The sequence below is a fragment of the Stutzerimonas kunmingensis genome, from assembly GCF_002929225.1.
Classification (GTDB): domain Bacteria; phylum Pseudomonadota; class Gammaproteobacteria; order Pseudomonadales; family Pseudomonadaceae; genus Stutzerimonas.
Genome location: NZ_PISM01000018.1, coordinates 289,017 through 304,244, shown reverse-complemented (window position 1 = coordinate 304,244; position 15,228 = coordinate 289,017). Strand labels below are relative to the sequence as shown.

27 protein-coding genes are annotated in these 15,228 nt (G+C 56.9%); all 27 read left to right on the top strand.

The genetic code is table 11. The features are described from left to right. Window positions 1-43 precede the first annotated feature (43 nt). Window positions 44-514, top strand: coding sequence for a 30S ribosomal protein S7 (gene rpsG / locus CW305_RS12020; protein WP_003280834.1), 471 nt, complete (start codon window positions 44-46; stop codon window positions 512-514). Window positions 515-544: 30 nt separating this feature from the next. After that, window positions 545-2,665 carry an elongation factor G gene (fusA, locus tag CW305_RS12015; RefSeq protein WP_104097999.1) on the top strand — a complete coding sequence of 707 codons (2,121 nt, stop codon included), beginning with the start codon at window positions 545-547 and terminating at the stop codon, window positions 2,663-2,665. A 30-nt stretch (window positions 2,666-2,695) separates the two neighbouring features. Beyond that, the gene (tuf, locus tag CW305_RS12010; protein WP_014821633.1) at window positions 2,696-3,889 is read left to right on the top strand and encodes an elongation factor Tu; all 1,194 of its coding nucleotides are present in this window, start codon (window positions 2,696-2,698) and stop codon (window positions 3,887-3,889) included. A 150-nt stretch (window positions 3,890-4,039) separates the two neighbouring features. Further along, on the top strand, window positions 4,040-4,351 hold the full coding sequence (rpsJ, locus tag CW305_RS12005; RefSeq protein WP_003186070.1) for a 30S ribosomal protein S10: 312 nt from the start codon (window positions 4,040-4,042) through the stop codon (window positions 4,349-4,351). 82 nt (window positions 4,352-4,433) lie between these two features. Continuing rightward, complete coding sequence (gene rplC / locus CW305_RS12000; protein WP_014821632.1) at window positions 4,434-5,069, top strand: 50S ribosomal protein L3; 636 nt, start codon at window positions 4,434-4,436, stop codon at window positions 5,067-5,069. Window positions 5,070-5,081: 12 nt separating this feature from the next. After that, window positions 5,082-5,684 carry a 50S ribosomal protein L4 gene (gene rplD, locus CW305_RS11995; RefSeq protein ID WP_014821631.1) on the top strand — a complete coding sequence of 201 codons (603 nt, stop codon included), beginning with the start codon at window positions 5,082-5,084 and terminating at the stop codon, window positions 5,682-5,684. Next, on the top strand, window positions 5,681-5,980 hold the full coding sequence (gene rplW, locus CW305_RS11990; RefSeq protein WP_003281842.1) for a 50S ribosomal protein L23: 300 nt from the start codon (window positions 5,681-5,683) through the stop codon (window positions 5,978-5,980). The genes rplD and rplW overlap by 4 nt, the downstream gene beginning before the upstream one ends. A 14-nt stretch (window positions 5,981-5,994) precedes the next feature. Beyond that, window positions 5,995-6,816 (top strand): 50S ribosomal protein L2, encoded by an 822-nt coding sequence (gene rplB, locus CW305_RS11985; RefSeq protein WP_003281841.1) that lies wholly within the window; start codon window positions 5,995-5,997, stop codon window positions 6,814-6,816. A 16-nt stretch (window positions 6,817-6,832) separates the two neighbouring features. Beyond that, window positions 6,833-7,108, top strand: coding sequence for a 30S ribosomal protein S19 (gene rpsS / locus CW305_RS11980; RefSeq protein ID WP_014821630.1), 276 nt, complete (start codon window positions 6,833-6,835; stop codon window positions 7,106-7,108). A gap of 13 nt (window positions 7,109-7,121) precedes the next feature. After that, complete coding sequence (gene rplV / locus CW305_RS11975; RefSeq protein ID WP_003103908.1) at window positions 7,122-7,454, top strand: 50S ribosomal protein L22; 333 nt, start codon at window positions 7,122-7,124, stop codon at window positions 7,452-7,454. Window positions 7,455-7,467: 13 nt separating this feature from the next. Further along, window positions 7,468-8,154 carry a 30S ribosomal protein S3 gene (gene rpsC / locus CW305_RS11970; protein WP_003289210.1) on the top strand — a complete coding sequence of 229 codons (687 nt, stop codon included), beginning with the start codon at window positions 7,468-7,470 and terminating at the stop codon, window positions 8,152-8,154. 12 nt (window positions 8,155-8,166) lie between these two features. After that, on the top strand, window positions 8,167-8,580 hold the full coding sequence (gene rplP / locus CW305_RS11965) for a 50S ribosomal protein L16 (RefSeq protein ID WP_003281836.1): 414 nt from the start codon (window positions 8,167-8,169) through the stop codon (window positions 8,578-8,580). Then, window positions 8,580-8,771, top strand: coding sequence for a 50S ribosomal protein L29 (rpmC, locus tag CW305_RS11960; protein WP_003281834.1), 192 nt, complete (start codon window positions 8,580-8,582; stop codon window positions 8,769-8,771). Before rplP ends, rpmC begins: the two co-directional genes overlap by 1 nt. A gap of 2 nt (window positions 8,772-8,773) precedes the next feature. Then, window positions 8,774-9,040 carry a 30S ribosomal protein S17 gene (gene rpsQ, locus CW305_RS11955; protein ID WP_003293030.1) on the top strand — a complete coding sequence of 89 codons (267 nt, stop codon included), beginning with the start codon at window positions 8,774-8,776 and terminating at the stop codon, window positions 9,038-9,040. A 23-nt stretch (window positions 9,041-9,063) separates the two neighbouring features. After that, on the top strand, window positions 9,064-9,432 hold the full coding sequence (rplN, locus tag CW305_RS11950) for a 50S ribosomal protein L14 (RefSeq protein ID WP_003281831.1): 369 nt from the start codon (window positions 9,064-9,066) through the stop codon (window positions 9,430-9,432). Between the two features lie 11 nt (window positions 9,433-9,443). Then, window positions 9,444-9,758 carry a 50S ribosomal protein L24 gene (rplX, locus tag CW305_RS11945; protein ID WP_003304067.1) on the top strand — a complete coding sequence of 105 codons (315 nt, stop codon included), beginning with the start codon at window positions 9,444-9,446 and terminating at the stop codon, window positions 9,756-9,758. Window positions 9,759-9,777: 19 nt separating this feature from the next. Then, window positions 9,778-10,317 carry a 50S ribosomal protein L5 gene (rplE, locus tag CW305_RS11940; RefSeq protein WP_003304066.1) on the top strand — a complete coding sequence of 180 codons (540 nt, stop codon included), beginning with the start codon at window positions 9,778-9,780 and terminating at the stop codon, window positions 10,315-10,317. 13 nt (window positions 10,318-10,330) lie between these two features. Continuing rightward, window positions 10,331-10,636, top strand: a complete 306-nt coding sequence (gene rpsN, locus CW305_RS11935) for a 30S ribosomal protein S14 (protein ID WP_014821629.1) — start codon at window positions 10,331-10,333, stop codon at window positions 10,634-10,636. 184 nt (window positions 10,637-10,820) lie between these two features. After that, a complete protein-coding gene (rpsH, locus tag CW305_RS11930; protein ID WP_003293036.1) occupies window positions 10,821-11,213 on the top strand; it encodes a 30S ribosomal protein S8 in 393 nt (130 codons plus the stop codon). A gap of 12 nt (window positions 11,214-11,225) precedes the next feature. Next, entirely contained in the window at window positions 11,226-11,759 is a 534-nt protein-coding gene (gene rplF / locus CW305_RS11925) for a 50S ribosomal protein L6 (protein ID WP_014821628.1), read from the top strand. Window positions 11,760-11,769: 10 nt separating this feature from the next. After that, complete coding sequence (gene rplR / locus CW305_RS11920; protein WP_003304061.1) at window positions 11,770-12,120, top strand: 50S ribosomal protein L18; 351 nt, start codon at window positions 11,770-11,772, stop codon at window positions 12,118-12,120. Window positions 12,121-12,123: 3 nt separating this feature from the next. After that, window positions 12,124-12,624 carry a 30S ribosomal protein S5 gene (rpsE, locus tag CW305_RS11915; RefSeq protein ID WP_003304059.1) on the top strand — a complete coding sequence of 167 codons (501 nt, stop codon included), beginning with the start codon at window positions 12,124-12,126 and terminating at the stop codon, window positions 12,622-12,624. A gap of 2 nt (window positions 12,625-12,626) precedes the next feature. Then, entirely contained in the window at window positions 12,627-12,806 is a 180-nt protein-coding gene (gene rpmD / locus CW305_RS11910) for a 50S ribosomal protein L30 (RefSeq protein ID WP_003281818.1), read from the top strand. A gap of 3 nt (window positions 12,807-12,809) precedes the next feature. Continuing rightward, window positions 12,810-13,244, top strand: coding sequence for a 50S ribosomal protein L15 (gene rplO, locus CW305_RS11905; RefSeq protein ID WP_014821627.1), 435 nt, complete (start codon window positions 12,810-12,812; stop codon window positions 13,242-13,244). Then, a complete protein-coding gene (gene secY / locus CW305_RS11900; protein WP_003304058.1) occupies window positions 13,245-14,573 on the top strand; it encodes a preprotein translocase subunit SecY in 1,329 nt (442 codons plus the stop codon). Window positions 14,574-14,602: 29 nt separating this feature from the next. Then, window positions 14,603-14,719, top strand: coding sequence for a 50S ribosomal protein L36 (rpmJ, locus tag CW305_RS11895; RefSeq protein ID WP_003281814.1), 117 nt, complete (start codon window positions 14,603-14,605; stop codon window positions 14,717-14,719). 129 nt (window positions 14,720-14,848) lie between these two features. Next, window positions 14,849-15,205, top strand: coding sequence for a 30S ribosomal protein S13 (rpsM, locus tag CW305_RS11890; RefSeq protein ID WP_003289190.1), 357 nt, complete (start codon window positions 14,849-14,851; stop codon window positions 15,203-15,205). Window positions 15,206-15,228 lie beyond the last annotated feature (23 nt).

Genomic DNA, 15,228 nt, shown 5'->3' with positions numbered 1-15,228 from the left:
TTACCGTTCCGAGCTAACCTGAAGACCGTTTGAGGGCTTATCAATGCCAAGACGTCGTGTAGCAGCCAAGCGCGAGATCCTTGACGATCCGAAATACGGAAGTCTGATCCTGGCCAAGTTCATGAACCACGTGATGGAAAGCGGCAAGAAAGCCGTTGCCGAGCGTATCGTTTATGGTGCCTTGGACAAGGTGAAGGAGCGCAAGAACAGCGATCCCCTGGAAATCTTCGAAAAAGCACTCGATGCCATCGCTCCGCTGGTCGAAGTCAAATCCCGCCGTGTTGGCGGTGCTACCTACCAGGTTCCGGTCGAAGTTCGTCCTTCCCGTCGCAATGCCCTGGCCATGCGCTGGCTGGTAGACGCTGCGCGCAAGCGTGGCGAGAAATCCATGGCGCTGCGCCTTGCAGGCGAGCTTATGGATGCTTTTGAAGGTAAAGGCGCTGCAGTCAAGAAGCGTGAAGACGTGCACCGTATGGCTGAAGCCAACAAGGCCTTCTCGCACTACCGCTTCTAAATCAAGCGCAACTTTTACGAGGACCTTATTGTGGCCCGTACTACCCCTATCAACCGCTACCGTAATATCGGTATCTGCGCCCACGTCGACGCGGGCAAGACCACCACGACGGAGCGGATTCTGTTCTACACCGGCCTCAGCCATAAGATGGGTGAAGTGCATGACGGTGCAGCGACTACCGACTGGATGGTTCAGGAGCAGGAGCGTGGTATTACTATTACCTCTGCTGCTGTAACGACCTTCTGGCAGGGTTCGCGCGGTCAGTACGACAACTATCGCGTCAACGTCATCGATACTCCCGGCCACGTTGACTTCACCATTGAAGTGGAGCGCTCGCTCCGCGTTCTCGATGGTGCTGTGGTTGTATTCTGCGGTACTTCCGGCGTTGAGCCGCAGTCCGAGACCGTATGGCGTCAGGCCAACAAGTACGGTGTTCCGCGTATCGTCTACGTGAACAAGATGGACCGCCAGGGAGCCAACTTCCTGCGTGTCGTCGGCCAGATCAAGCAGCGCCTGGGTCACACTCCGGTGCCGGTTCAGCTCGCCATTGGTTCCGAAGAGAACTTCGAAGGTCAGATCGATCTGATCAAGATGAAGGCCATCTACTGGAACGATGAGGACAAGGGCACCAGCTACCGTGAGGAAGAAATTCCGGCAGAGCTGATGGATCTCGCCGAAGAGTATCGCTCGAACATGATCGAGGCTGCGGCCGAGGCCAATGAAGAGCTGATGAACAAGTATCTCGAAGGTGGTGAGTTGACCGTCGAAGAGATCAAGGCTGGTCTGCGTCAGCGCACCATTGCTTGTGAAATCGTTCCTGCGGTCTGTGGCTCCTCGTTCAAGAACAAGGGCGTGCCTCTGGTTCTCGATGCCGTTATCGACTTCCTGCCTGCGCCGACTGAAATTCCCGCAATCCAGGGCGTAAACCCGGATAACGAAGAACTGACCGATGAGCGTTACGCCAACGATGAAGAGCCTTTCTCCGCTCTGGCGTTCAAGATCGCAACCGACCCCTTCGTCGGTACCTTGACCTTCGCTCGCGTCTACTCCGGTGTTCTCTCTTCCGGTGACTCGGTGATGAACTCGGTCAAGGGCAAGAAGGAGCGCGTGGGTCGGATGGTGCAGATGCACGCCAACCAGCGTGAAGAGATCAAGGAGTGTCGCGCGGGTGATATCGCTGCTCTGATCGGCATGAAGGATGTCACCACTGGTGACACGCTCTGCTCGATCGACAAGCCGATCATTCTCGAGCGCATGGACTTCCCAGAGCCGGTGATTTCGGTAGCCGTTGAGCCGAAGACCAAGGCTGACCAGGAGAAGATGGGTATCGCGCTGGGCAAGCTGGCTCAGGAAGATCCATCGTTCCGTGTTCAGACCGACGAAGAAACCGGTCAGACCATCATCTCGGGCATGGGTGAGCTTCACCTCGACATCCTTGTCGATCGTATGCGTCGCGAGTTCAACGTCGAAGCCAACATCGGCAAGCCGCAGGTGTCTTACCGCGAAACTATCACCAAGGACAATGTCGAGATCGAAGGTAAGTTCGTTCGTCAGTCCGGTGGTCGCGGCCAGTTCGGTCATTGCTGGATCCGTTTCTCCACTCCAGACGTGGATGAAAAGGGCAATATCACTGAAGGCTTGGTGTTCACCAACGAAGTGGTAGGTGGTGTGGTTCCGAAGGAATACATCCCGGCGATCCAGAAGGGTATCGAAGAGCAGATGAAGAACGGCGTTGTCGCCGGCTATCCGCTGATCGGCCTGAAGGCTACCGTGTTCGATGGTTCCTACCATGACGTCGACTCTAACGAGATGGCGTTCAAGGTTGCAGCTTCCATGGCGACCAAGCAGCTGGCCGGTAAGGGCGGCGGTAAAGTGCTTGAGCCGATCATGAAGGTTGAAGTAGTGACCCCTGAAGACTACATGGGCGATGTAATGGGTGACCTGAACCGTCGTCGTGGTCTGATCCAGGGTATGGAAGACTCGGTCTCTGGCAAGGTTATCCGTGCCGAGGTTCCGCTTGGGGAAATGTTCGGTTATGCAACCGACGTTCGTTCCATGTCTCAGGGTCGCGCGAGCTACTCCATGGAATTCTCCAAATACGCTGAGGCGCCGGCGAATATCGTCGAGACGCTCGTCAAAAAACAAGGTTGATTCAGCCCTTTAAGTAAGAGGTTTACTGTCGTGGCTAAGGAAAAGTTCGAACGTAACAAACCGCACGTCAACGTCGGCACCATTGGTCACGTCGACCATGGCAAGACCACTCTGACTGCCGCTCTGACTCGCGTGTGCTCCGAAGTTTTCGGCTCCGCTCGTGTCGACTTCGACAAGATCGATAGCGCGCCGGAAGAGAAGGCTCGCGGTATCACCATCAACACCGCTCACGTAGAGTACGACTCCAATGTCCGTCACTACGCGCATGTTGACTGCCCGGGTCACGCTGACTATGTGAAGAACATGATCACCGGTGCTGCCCAGATGGATGGTGCGATCCTGGTTTGCTCCGCTGCTGACGGCCCCATGCCGCAGACTCGCGAGCACATCCTGCTGTCCCGTCAGGTGGGTGTTCCGTACATCGTCGTGTTCCTGAACAAGGCCGACATGGTCGACGACGCCGAGTTGCTCGAGCTGGTCGAAATGGAAGTTCGTGATCTGCTGTCGACCTATGATTTCCCGGGTGACGACACGCCGATCATCATCGGTTCCGCGCTGATGGCGCTGAATGGCGAAGATGACAACGAACTGGGCACTACTGCGGTCAAGAAGCTGGTCGAGACTCTGGATACCTACATCCCTGAGCCGGTTCGCGCCATCGACAAGCCGTTCCTGATGCCGATCGAGGACGTGTTCTCCATTTCCGGTCGCGGTACCGTTGTGACTGGTCGTGTTGAGCGCGGCATCGTCAAGGTTCAGGAAGAAATCGAGATCGTTGGTCTGCGTGATACCACCAAGACCACCTGTACCGGTGTCGAAATGTTCCGCAAGCTGCTCGACGAAGGTCGTGCCGGTGAGAACTGCGGCGTTCTGCTGCGTGGTACCAAGCGTGATGACGTCGAGCGTGGCCAGGTTCTGGCCAAGCCGGGCACCATCAAGCCGCACACCAAGTTCGAAGCCGAAGTGTACGTTCTGTCCAAGGAAGAGGGTGGTCGTCACACCCCGTTCTTCAAGGGCTATCGTCCGCAGTTCTACTTCCGTACCACCGACGTGACCGGTTCGTGCGAACTGCCGGAAGGCGTTGAGATGGTAATGCCGGGCGACAACGTGAAAATGGTTGTCACCCTGATCAAGCCGATCGCCATGGAAGACGGCCTGCGCTTCGCAATTCGCGAAGGTGGTCGTACCGTTGGTGCCGGCGTGGTTGCCAAGATCGTCGAGTAATAATTGACGATGATGAAAAAGGCCCCCTCGGGGGCCTTTTTCTATTGTTGATCATTTATTGACACCCTATGGGCGCATCCGTACAATTGCGCCTCCTTTTACCGGGGGTATTGCGCCTGGTAGGGTGGCTACTTGGAGTCTGAGGTCAAAATGCAAAACCAACAAATCCGTATTCGGTTGAAGGCTTTTGACCATCGCCTGATCGATCAATCAACCCAGGAAATCGTGGAAACCGCGAAACGTACTGGTGCTCAGGTGCGTGGTCCGATTCCGCTGCCAACCCGCAAAGAGCGGTTCACTGTGCTGGTCTCCCCGCACGTCAATAAAGACGCGCGCGATCAGTATGAAATTCGAACCCACAAGCGTGTGCTGGACATCGTTCAGCCGACCGACAAAACCGTCGATGCGCTGATGAAGCTCGATCTTGCGGCTGGTGTGGAAGTGCAGATCAGCCTCGGCTAAAACCTGAGAGTTTTAGTCGTGTAACGCTCTGAAATGGGCGGCCATAGCGGGTGAAAGCCCCGTACACTCAAGAGGTTTCAAAATGACTATTGGTGTAGTCGGTCGCAAATGCGGTATGACCCGCGTTTTCACCGAGGATGGTGTCTCTATTCCGGTTACGGTCATCGAGATCGAGCCGAATCGCGTCACTCAGTTCAAGAATGAAGAGAGCGATGGCTATCGTGCAGTGCAGGTCACTGTCGGCGAGCGTCGCGCGTCCCGTGTTACCAAGGCTCAGGCCGGTCACTTCGCTAAAGCGAATGTTGCTGCTGGTCGTGGCGTCTGGGAATTCCGCCTCGATGGCGAGGAGTTCCAGGCTGGTGACCAGATCAACGCTGAGATTTTCCAGGCTGGGCAGATGGTGGATGTCACCGGTCAGTCCAAGGGTAAAGGCTTCGCCGGTACCATCAAGCGCTGGAACTTCCGTGGTCAGGACAATACCCACGGTAACTCCGTATCCCACCGCGTCCCGGGCTCTATCGGTCAGTGCCAGACCCCAGGTCGTGTATTCAAGGGCAAGAAGATGTCCGGGCACATGGGCGCCGAGCGCGTAACCGTGCAGTCTCTGGAAATCGTGCGTGTCGATGCTGAGCGGAATCTGCTTTTGGTGAAGGGCGCAGTGCCCGGTGCCACTGGTGGTGACGTGCTCGTGCGTCCGGCCGCCAAGGCTCGCGGTTAAGGGGGAGTTCACATGCAATTGAATGTAAATGGCGCACAGGCCATCGAAGTCTCCGATCGCACCTTTGGTGGTGAGTTCAACGAGACGCTGGTGCACCAGGCAGTCGTCGCCTACATGGCCGGCGGTCGTCAGGGTAGCAAGCAGCAGAAAACCCGCTCCGATGTGTCCGGTGGTGGCAAGCGTCCGTGGCGCCAGAAGGGCACAGGTCGTGCTCGTGCTGGTACCAGCCGTGGCCCGATCTGGCGTGGCGGTGGCGTAACATTCGCCGCGCGTCCTCAGAATCATGATCAGAAGCTGAACAAGAAGATGTATCGCGCTGCGCTGCGTTCCATTCTTGCTGAGCTGGTCCGCTCCGAGCGTCTGGTTGTCGTAGAAGATTTCGCCGTCGACGCGCCGAAAACCAAAGTGCTTGCTAGCAAGCTCAATGGTATGGGCCTGAGCGATGTGCTGATCGTTTCCGATGCTGTCGATCAGAACCTGTACCTGGCTGCGCGCAACCTGCCGCATGTCGATGTGCGTGATGTCCAGGGTTCCGATCCGGTCAGCCTGATCGCCTATGACAAGGTGTTGATCACCGTGTCGGCTGTGAAGAAATTCGAGGAGCTGCTGGGATGAACCAGGAACGCGTATTTAAAGTCCTGCTTGGTCCGCACGTCTCTGAGAAGGCTACCGTGCTGGCTGACAGCAAGAAGCAATTCGTTTTCAAGGTTGCGACCGACGCAACCAAGCTGGAAATCAAGAAGGCTGTTGAGAGCCTGTTCGACGTGAAGGTCGCCGCCGTCAACACCCTGAACGTTCAGGGCAAGACCAAGCGTACCGCTCGCGGTCTGGGCAAGCGCAACGACTGGAAGAAGGCGTATATCGCGCTTCAGCCGGGCCAGGATCTCGATTTCTCCGGCAGTGCTGAGTAAGGAAGGGGTGCATCATGGCAATCGTTAAATGCAAACCGACTTCCGCGGGCCGCCGTTTTGTGGTCAAGGTGGTCAATCAGGAGCTGCACAAAGGCGCTCCTTACGCACCGCTGCTCGAGAAGAAGTCGAAGACTGGCGGCCGTAACAACAACGGTCGTATCACCACTCGCCACATTGGCGGTGGTCACAAGCAGCATTACCGTCTGGTTGATTTTCGTCGCAACAAGGATGGCATTCCTGCCATCGTCGAGCGTATCGAATATGACCCGAACCGTACTGCGCACATTGCGCTGCTGAAGTATGCCGACGGTGAGCGTCGCTACATCATCGCACCGAAGGGTGTAAGCGCTGGCGATCAGCTGGTCTCGGGCATCAATGCTCCGATCAAGGCTGGCAACAGCCTGCCGCTGCGCAACATCCCGCTGGGTTCTACCGTTCACGGTGTCGAGCTCAAGCCGGGTAAGGGTGCTCAGATCGCTCGCTCCGCTGGCGCTTCGGCTCAGCTGGTTGCTCGCGAGGGTTCCTACGTGACGCTGCGTCTGCGCTCCGGCGAGATGCGCAAGGTGCTGGCCGAGTGCCGTGCGACCCTGGGCGAGGTCTCGAACTCCGAGCACAGCCTGCGTTCGCTGGGCAAGGCAGGGGCTAAGCGCTGGAAGGGCATTCGTCCTACCGTTCGTGGTGTCGCGATGAACCCGGTCGATCACCCGCACGGTGGTGGTGAAGGTCGTACCTCCGGTGGTCGTCATCCGGTGTCGCCATGGGGCTTCCCGACTAAGGGCGCGAAGACCCGCACTAACAAGCGCACCGATAACATGATTGTCCGTCGTCGCAAGTAACTAGAGGGATACGACAGTGCCGCGTTCTCTGAAAAAAGGTCCTTTTATCGATCTTCACCTACTGAAGAAGGTCGAAGCGGCGGTGGAAAAGAGCGATCGTAAGCCAGTTAAAACCTGGTCGCGTCGTTCGATGATCCTGCCGCAAATGGTCGGTCTGACCATCGCTGTACATAACGGTCGTCAACATGTACCGGTCCTCGTGTCCGAAGACATGGTCGGCCACAAACTCGGCGAGTTCGCTGCAACCCGTACATATCGCGGGCATGTGGCGGACAAGAAAGGCAAGCGCTAAGGGGTAAGGAAAGATGGAAGTAGCCGCTAAGTTGTCGGGCGCTCGCATCTCCGCCCAGAAAGCCCGCCTGGTCGCCGACCAGATCCGCGGGAAGAAGGTGGGCGAAGCGCTCAACCTCCTGGCTTTCAGTAGCAAGAAAGCCGCCGAGATCATGAAGAAAGTGCTGGAGTCGGCCGTTGCCAACGCCGAGCACAACGAAGGCGCAGATGTGGATGACTTGAAAGTCTCCACGGTCTTCGTCAACGAGGGGCGTTCGCTTAAGCGCATCATGCCGCGTGCCAAAGGCCGCGCTGATCGCATCGTCAAGCGGTCTTGCCATATCACTGTCAAGGTTGCGGACAAGTAACGGAGTCGATCAGATGGGTCAGAAAGTACATCCCACTGGCATTCGCCTGGGAATCGTCAAGGAGCACACCTCCGTCTGGTACGCAGACGGCCGTACGTATGCAGACTATCTGCTTGCAGATCTGAACGTGCGTGAGTACCTCCAAGACAAATTAAAAAGCGCGTCCGTAAGCCGTATCGATATCCATCGCCCGGCTCAAACCGCACGCATCACCATCCACACCGCTCGTCCCGGCATTGTGATCGGCAAGAAGGGTGAGGATGTTGAGAAGCTGCGTCAGGACCTGACCAAGCAAATGGGTGTGCCGGTGCACATCAATATCGAAGAGATCCGCAAGCCGGAGCTCGACGCAATGCTGGTTGCACAGAGCGTAGCTCAGCAGCTGGAGCGTCGCGTGATGTTCCGTCGCGCCATGAAGCGCGCCGTACAGAACGCCATGCGCATTGGTGCCAAAGGCATCAAGATCCAGGTCAGTGGTCGTCTGGGTGGGGCTGAAATTGCCCGTACCGAGTGGTATCGCGAAGGTCGTGTGCCTCTGCACACCCTGCGTGCCGATATCGATTACAACACTTACGAAGCGCACACCACTTACGGTGTGATCGGCGTGAAGGTGTGGATCTTCAAGGGCGAAGTAATTGGTGGTCGCCATGAAGAGCTCAAGCCTCAAGCGCCTGCTCCTCGTAAAAAAGCTGCTAAGTAAGGGGTACGCCAAATGTTGCAACCCAAGCGTACAAAATTCCGCAAGCAGATGACCGGCCACAACCGTGGTCTGGCTCAGCGCGGTAGCAAGGTCAGCTTCGGCGAATTCGCGCTGAAGTCTGTTTCCCGTGGTCGTCTGACCGCGCGTCAGATCGAGGCTGCACGTCGTGCGCTCACCCGTCACGTAAAGCGTGGCGGAAAGATCTGGATCCGCGTGTTCCCCGACAAGCCTGTAACCAAGAAGCCTCTGGAAGTCCGGATGGGTAAAGGTAAGGGTAGCGTCGAGTACTGGGTAGCCCAGATTCAGCCGGGCAAGGTGCTCTACGAGATCGAGGGTGTTTCCGAAGAGCTGGCGCGTGAGGCTTTCGCCCTGGCCGCTGCAAAGCTGCCGCTCGCCACCTCCTTTGTTAAGCGGACGGTGATGTGATGAAAGCGAATGAACTTCGTGAAAAATCCGTTGAGCAGCTGAACGAGCAACTGCTCGAGCTGCTGCGGGACCAGTTCAATCTGCGTATGCAGAAAGCGACTGGCCAGTTGGGGCAGTCTCACCTGCTCTCGCAAGTCAAGCGCGACATCGCTCGTGTCAAGACTGTGCTCAACCAGCAGGCAGGTAAGTGATCATGGCTGAAGCTCAGAAAACCGTCCGCACGCTGACCGGTCGCGTCGTCAGCGACAAGATGGACAAGACCATCACCGTTCTGATCGAGCGTCGCGTCAAGCACCCGATCTACGGTAAATACGTGAAGCGTTCGACCAAACTGCACGCCCACGACGAAACCAACCAGTGCCGTATCGGCGACAAGGTCACCATCCGCGAGACTCGTCCGCTGGCAAAGACCAAGTCCTGGATGCTGGTTGATGTCGTTGAACGCGCCGTCGAAGTCTAAGGGCTAGGGGTCGGAGAAATTATATGATTCAGACTCAATCCATGCTCGATGTGGCTGATAACAGTGGCGCTCGTCGCGTCATGTGTATCAAGGTGCTCGGCGGTTCTCACCGTCGTTACGCCGGCATCGGCGACATTATCAAAGTAACCGTCAAGGAAGCGATTCCTCGTGGCAAGGTCAAGAAAGGCCAGGTGATGACCGCTGTTGTGGTTCGCACTCGTCACGGTGTTCGTCGTCCCGATGGCTCCATCATTCGCTTCGATGGCAATGCTGCTGTTCTGCTGAACAACAAGCAGGAGCCTATCGGCACCCGTATCTTTGGGCCGGTGACGCGTGAACTTCGTACCGAGAAGTTCATGAAGATCGTCTCGCTCGCCCCTGAAGTGCTGTAAGGAGTAGCCGCATGCAAAAGATTCGTCGCAACGACGAGATCATCGTCATCGCCGGCAAAGACAAGGGCAAGCGCGGTAAGGTGCTGAAGGTCCTCGCGGACGACCGTCTGGTCGTTGGCGGGATCAATCTCGTGAAGCGCCATACCAAGCCTAACCCGATGTCCGGCGTTCAGGGCGGTATCGTCGAGAAGGAGGCGCCTTTGCACGTCTCTAACGTCGCCATTTTCAACGGTGAGACCAACAAGGCAGACCGCGTTGGCTTCAAGGTTGAAGAGGGCAAGAAAATTCGTGTCTTCAAGTCGACCCAGAAGCCGGTTGACGCTTGAGACTGCTAGGTAGATAACCATGGCACGACTAAAAGAAGTTTATCGGAAGGAAATCGCGCCCAAGCTGAAGGAAGAACTGAAGCTTGGCAACGTGATGGAAGTTCCGCGTATCACCAAGATCACCCTCAACATGGGTATCGGCGAAGCGATCGGTGACAAGAAGATCATCGACAATGCTGTTGCTGATCTGGAAAAGATCACTGGCCAGAAGGTTGTAGTGACTCACGCTCGCAAGTCCATCGCAGGCTTCAAAGTCCGCGAAGGCTGGCCGATCGGCGTCAAGGTCACGCTGCGCAGTGATCGTATGTATGAATTCCTGGATCGCCTGCTTTCGATCTCCCTGCCGCGCGTGCGTGACTTCCGCGGCCTGAATGCCAAGTCCTTCGATGGCCGCGGCAACTACAGTATGGGCGTCAAAGAGCAGATCATCTTCCCGGAAATCGATTACGACAAGATCGATGCCCTGCGTGGTCTGGACATCACTCTGACCACTACTGCTCGGACGGATGAAGAAGGTCGCGCTCTGCTGCGTGCTTTCAACTTCCCGTTCCGTAACTGATTGGAGTAGGCACATGGCTAAGCAAAGCATGAAGAACCGTGAGCTGAAGCGTCAGCAAACGGTCGCCAAGTTCGCCCAGAAGCGTGCTGCACTGAAAGCAATCATCGCAAGTCCGGAGTCCTCTCCGGAAGCGCGCTGGGAAGCTCAGGTCGCACTGCAGAAGCAGCCTCGTGACGCAAGCGCTTCGCGCCTGCGCAACCGCTGCCGTCTGACTGGTCGTCCGCACGGCGTTTACCGCAAGTTCGGCCTCGCGCGCAACATGCTGCGTCAGGCGGCAATGCGTGGTGACGTGCCGGGTCTGGTTAAGGCCAGCTGGTAATAGAAGCATCCAGGGCCCTGCGGGTCCTGTTTGTTTTTCGTTCAAGCCCCTCATGGGGCTTGATTCGTTTCTGGCAACTCTCTAGAATGCCCGGCTCGCCTGAGCCTTGCATTTTTGTGGGGTTTGCCTGTTGGCGACACGAGCCGTCCAAGGCTTATTTTTTTGTATTAGGAGCTAAGAGCCCATGAGTATGCAGGACCCGTTAGCGGACATGCTAACTCGTATCCGTAATGCCCAGATGGCCGAAAAGTCCGTCGTAAGCATGCCGTCTTCCACTCTGAAGGTGGCTGTTGCCAACGTTCTTCAAGGTGAAGGCTATATCGCGGGATACCAGGTCAGTGGCGACGCCAAGCCGCAACTGTCCATCGAGCTGAAGTATTTCGAAGGCCGTCCGGTCATCGAGGAGCTCAAGCGCGTAAGTCGTCCTGGCCTGCGCCAGTACAAATCCGTTGACCAGTTGCCGAAAGTACGTGGCGGTTTGGGTGTGTCGATTGTCTCCACCAACAAGGGTGTGATGACTGATCGGGCTGCTCGGGCTGCTGGTGTTGGCGGCGAAGTGCTCTGCACTGTGTTCTAAGGGGGGATAAGCATGTCTCGCGTTGCTAAGAACCCCGTCAAGCTGCCTGCTGGCGTCGAAATCAAGATGTCTGGTCAGCAGCTTTCGGTGAAGGGCGCAAAAGGCGCTCTCGAACTGAATGTTCATCCGTCCGTGGAGGTCATCCAGGAGTCTGGTGAGCTGCGTTTTGCTGGCCGTAATGGCGATCAGCAAACTCGCGCCATGGCCGGCACTACCCGTGCGCTGGTCAACAACATGGTGATCGGCGTCAGCCAAGGCTTCGAGCGCAAGCTTCAGCTGGTTGGTGTTGGTTACAAGGCGCAAGCCAAAGGTCAAGTGCTGTCCCTGGCTCTCGGTTTCTCGCATCCGGTGGATTACGAACTGCCGCAAGGCGTTACCGCTGAGACCCCCAGCCAGACCGATATCCTGATCAAGGGTGTCGACAAGCAACTGGTCGGTCAGGTGGCTGCTGAAATCCGCGACTTCCGTCGCCCTGAGCCTTACAAGGGCAAAGGCGTGCGGTACTCGGATGAAGTAGTCCGTCGCAAAGAAGCTAAGAAGAAGTAGGGCATAGCAAATGAGCGTAAAGAAAGAAACTCGTCTGCGTCGCGCTCGCAAGGCACGCCTGAAGATGCGCGAGCTGGAAACCGTACGCCTCTGCGTGTACCGCTCTTCCCAGCACATCTACGCCCAGGTCCTTTCGGCCGACGGCGGCAAGGTCCTGGCCAGCGCCTCGACTCTGGACAAAGAACTGCGTGACGCCGCCACCGGCAACGTCGACGCTGCCAAGAAAGTCGGTCAGCTGGTCGCTGAGCGCGCGAAAGCCGCAGGTGTCACTCAGGTGGCGTTCGACCGTTCTGGCTTCAAGTACCACGGTCGTGTCAAGGCACTGGCTGAAGCTGCTCGTGAAGGCGGGCTGGAGTTCTAAGTTATGGCAAATAACGAGCAAAAGCGCGACGAAGGCTACATCGAGAAGCTGGTTCAAGTTAACCGCGTCGCAAAAACTGTAAAAGGTGGTCGTATCTTCACCTTCACCGCGCTGACTGTGGTCGGTGATGGCAAGGGTCGTGTCGGCTTCGGTCGTGGCAAGTCCCGTGAAGTACCGGCTGCTATTCAAAAGGCTATGGAGGCGGCTCGCCGCAACATGATCCAGGTCGACCTGAATGGCACTACTCTGCAGTACGCCACCAAGGCCGCGCATGGCGCGTCCAAGGTCTACATGCAGCCTGCCTCCGAGGGTACCGGCGTGATTGCCGGTGGTGCCATGCGCGCCATTCTGGAAGTTGCTGGCGTTCAGAACGTGCTGGCCAAGTGCTACGGCTCTACCAACCCGGTCAACGTGGTTCACGCCACCTTTAAGGGTCTGAAGGCGATGCAGTCGCCTGAGTCGATTGCTGCCAAGCGTGGAAAGAGCGTCGAGGAGATTTCCTGATCATGGCTAACACCGTCAAGGTCACGCTGATCAAGAGTGTCAGCGGTCGTATCCCCAATCACAAGCTGTGCGTCAAGGGTCTTGGCCTGCGTCGCATTGGTCACACCGTCGAGGTTCAGGATACTCCTGAAAATCGCGGCATGATCAACAAGGCTTATTACATGCTCCGTGTGGAGGGCTAAGCCATGCAACTGAACGATCTGCGTTCTGCGCCGGGTGCCCGTCGCGAAAAGCTGCGTCCCGGTCGTGGTATCGGTAGTGGCCTGGGCAAGACCTGTGGCCGTGGTCACAAGGGTCAGACCTCTCGTTCCGGCGGCAAGATCGCTCCTGGTTTCGAGGGTGGTCAGCAGCCTCTGCATCGTCGTCTGCCGAAGTTCGGTTTCGTTTCGCTGAAAGCCATGGATCGCGCTGAGGTTCGTACCTCTGAGTTGGCCAAGGTGGAAGGTGATGTCGTTACCGTGCAAAGCCTGAAAGACGCCAACGTAATCAACCAGAACGTACAGCGCGTGAAAATCATGCTGTCGGGCGAGGTTGGTCGTGCGGTTACTCTCAAGGGTATCGCAGCCACCAAAGGTGCGCGTGCGGCTATCGAAGCAGCTGGCGGCAAGTTCGAGGAATAAATGGCTAAGCAAGGTGCTCTCTCCGCGCTGAGTAATGGTGGTCTGTCCGAACTCTGGGCTCGTCTGCGCTTTCTGTTCATGGCGATCATCGTCTATCGGATTGGCGCACACATCCCTGTTCCCGGGATAAATCCCGATCGGCTGGCCGAGCTGTTCCGTCAGAACGAGGGGACCATCCTTAGCTTGTTCAACATGTTTTCCGGTGGTGCGCTGGAGCGGATGAGTATTTTTGCTTTGGGGATCATGCCGTACATTTCGGCATCGATCATCATGCAGCTCATGACCGCTGTCAGCCCACAGCTGGAGCAGTTGAAGAAAGAAGGTGAGGCCGGTCGTCGCAAGATCAGTCAGTACACGCGTTACGGTACGCTCGTGCTGGCCATCGTTCAGGCGATCGGTATGTCGGTCGGGTTGGCGGGGCAAGGTGTCGCGTTCAGCAACGATTTCGGCTTCTACTTCGTGGCCATCACGACGTTCGTGTCTGGTGCGATGTTCATGATGTGGCTGGGTGAGCAGATCACCGAGCGTGGCGTTGGCAACGGTATCTCGATGTTGATCTTCGCAGGTATCGTCGCCGGCTTGCCGGGTGCGCTCGGTCAGTCGTTCGAGTCTGCTCGTCAGGGCGATATCAATATCATCGCGCTGCTCGCTGTCGGCCTGCTCGCTGTAGCGATCATCGGTTTCGTGGTGTTTATCGAGCGTGGTCAGCGCCGTATCGCGGTTCACTACGCGAAGCGTCAGCAGGGCCGTAAGGTCTTTGCTGCGCAGACCAGCCACTTGCCGTTGAAGGTGAATATGGCGGGGGTCATCCCGGCTATCTTTGCCAGCAGCATTCTGCTGTTCCCGGCTTCGCTGGGGCAGTGGTTCGGTCAGTCAGAGAGCATGGGCTGGTTGGCTGACATTTCGCAGGCGATCGCGCCCGGGCAGCCGTTGAATATTCTGCTGTTCAGTGCCGGGATCATCTTCTTCTGCTTCTTCTATACGGCATTGATGTTCAATCCGAAAGACGTAGCAGAGAACCTGAAGAAATCTGGCGCGTTTATTCCCGGGATTCGTCCTGGTGAGCAGTCGGCTCGCTACATTGATGGCGTGTTGACTCGTTTGACCATGTTCGGCGCCCTGTACATGACGGCTGTCTGCCTGCTGCCACAGTTTCTTGTGGTTGCAGCCAACGTGCCGTTCTACCTTGGTGGGACCTCGTTGCTGATCGTGGTTGTGGTTGTAATGGACTTCATGTCTCAAGTGCAGTCACACCTCATGTCGCACCAGTACGATTCCCTGATGAAGAAAGCCAACCTGAAGGGCTACGGCAGTGGAATGCTCCGCTGAGGTGGCTCGTAAGGTTCTAGGAGTTGGTGATGAAAGTTCGTGCATCGGTTAAAAAGCTGTGCCGTAACTGCAAGATCATCCGTCGCGACGGTGTCGTGCGCGTGATCTGTAGCGCAGAACCGCGTCACAAGCAGCGCCAAGGCTGATTGTGTAAGGCGTTATAACCCGGCAGCTAGTGCGCTGCCGGGTTGAATATTTGTTATTACAGCGTTAATATCTCGCGCCCTTTTCTTGGCTTCCGGGGCGTAGGTAGCTGTCAATTGGAGTTTCACTGAATGGCCCGTATTGCAGGCGTCAACATTCCGGATAACAAGCACACTGTTATCTCGCTGACCTACATCTACGGTGTTGGTCGCACCCGTGCACAGGAAATCTGTGCTGCTACCGGTGTGAATCCGGCAGCGAAGATCAAGGATCTTTCCGACGAGCAGGTCGAACTGCTGCGTGGCGAAGTCGGCAAGTTCATCGTTGAAGGCGACCTGCGTCGCGAAGTCAACATGAAAATCAAGCGCTTGATGGACCTGGGCTGCTATCGCGGCCTGCGTCATCGTCGTGGTCTGCCGGTTCGCGGTCAGCGTACCAAGACCAACGCACGTACCCGTAAGGGCCCGCGCAAGCCGATCCGCAAGTAATCGCGTTAGCGAATCGACAGGAA

What these genes read in the sequence shown, in the direction of transcription:
- rplV (WP_003103908.1), top strand. Translation starts at nt 7,122, where the DNA reads ATGGAAGTAGCCGCTAAGTTGTCGGGCGCTCGCATCTCCGCCCAGAAA.
- rpmD (WP_003281818.1), top strand. Translation starts at nt 12,627, where the DNA reads ATGGCTAACACCGTCAAGGTCACGCTGATCAAGAGTGTCAGCGGTCGT.
- rpsG (WP_003280834.1), top strand. Translation starts at nt 44, where the DNA reads ATGCCAAGACGTCGTGTAGCAGCCAAGCGCGAGATCCTTGACGATCCG.
- rpsC (WP_003289210.1), top strand. Translation starts at nt 7,468, where the DNA reads ATGGGTCAGAAAGTACATCCCACTGGCATTCGCCTGGGAATCGTCAAG.
- rplB (WP_003281841.1), top strand. Translation starts at nt 5,995, where the DNA reads ATGGCAATCGTTAAATGCAAACCGACTTCCGCGGGCCGCCGTTTTGTG.
- rplP (WP_003281836.1), top strand. Translation starts at nt 8,167, where the DNA reads ATGTTGCAACCCAAGCGTACAAAATTCCGCAAGCAGATGACCGGCCAC.
- secY (WP_003304058.1), top strand. Translation starts at nt 13,245, where the DNA reads ATGGCTAAGCAAGGTGCTCTCTCCGCGCTGAGTAATGGTGGTCTGTCC.
- rplN (WP_003281831.1), top strand. Translation starts at nt 9,064, where the DNA reads ATGATTCAGACTCAATCCATGCTCGATGTGGCTGATAACAGTGGCGCT.
- rpmC (WP_003281834.1), top strand. Translation starts at nt 8,580, where the DNA reads ATGAAAGCGAATGAACTTCGTGAAAAATCCGTTGAGCAGCTGAACGAG.
- rplC (WP_014821632.1), top strand. Translation starts at nt 4,434, where the DNA reads ATGACTATTGGTGTAGTCGGTCGCAAATGCGGTATGACCCGCGTTTTC.
- rplX (WP_003304067.1), top strand. Translation starts at nt 9,444, where the DNA reads ATGCAAAAGATTCGTCGCAACGACGAGATCATCGTCATCGCCGGCAAA.
- rpmJ (WP_003281814.1), top strand. Translation starts at nt 14,603, where the DNA reads ATGAAAGTTCGTGCATCGGTTAAAAAGCTGTGCCGTAACTGCAAGATC.
- rpsH (WP_003293036.1), top strand. Translation starts at nt 10,821, where the DNA reads ATGAGTATGCAGGACCCGTTAGCGGACATGCTAACTCGTATCCGTAAT.
- rplF (WP_014821628.1), top strand. Translation starts at nt 11,226, where the DNA reads ATGTCTCGCGTTGCTAAGAACCCCGTCAAGCTGCCTGCTGGCGTCGAA.
- rplE (WP_003304066.1), top strand. Translation starts at nt 9,778, where the DNA reads ATGGCACGACTAAAAGAAGTTTATCGGAAGGAAATCGCGCCCAAGCTG.
- rpsQ (WP_003293030.1), top strand. Translation starts at nt 8,774, where the DNA reads ATGGCTGAAGCTCAGAAAACCGTCCGCACGCTGACCGGTCGCGTCGTC.
- rplW (WP_003281842.1), top strand. Translation starts at nt 5,681, where the DNA reads ATGAACCAGGAACGCGTATTTAAAGTCCTGCTTGGTCCGCACGTCTCT.
- rpsE (WP_003304059.1), top strand. Translation starts at nt 12,124, where the DNA reads ATGGCAAATAACGAGCAAAAGCGCGACGAAGGCTACATCGAGAAGCTG.
- rplO (WP_014821627.1), top strand. Translation starts at nt 12,810, where the DNA reads ATGCAACTGAACGATCTGCGTTCTGCGCCGGGTGCCCGTCGCGAAAAG.
- rpsM (WP_003289190.1), top strand. Translation starts at nt 14,849, where the DNA reads ATGGCCCGTATTGCAGGCGTCAACATTCCGGATAACAAGCACACTGTT.
- rplR (WP_003304061.1), top strand. Translation starts at nt 11,770, where the DNA reads ATGAGCGTAAAGAAAGAAACTCGTCTGCGTCGCGCTCGCAAGGCACGC.
- rpsJ (WP_003186070.1), top strand. Translation starts at nt 4,040, where the DNA reads ATGCAAAACCAACAAATCCGTATTCGGTTGAAGGCTTTTGACCATCGC.
- rpsN (WP_014821629.1), top strand. Translation starts at nt 10,331, where the DNA reads ATGGCTAAGCAAAGCATGAAGAACCGTGAGCTGAAGCGTCAGCAAACG.
- rplD (WP_014821631.1), top strand. Translation starts at nt 5,082, where the DNA reads ATGCAATTGAATGTAAATGGCGCACAGGCCATCGAAGTCTCCGATCGC.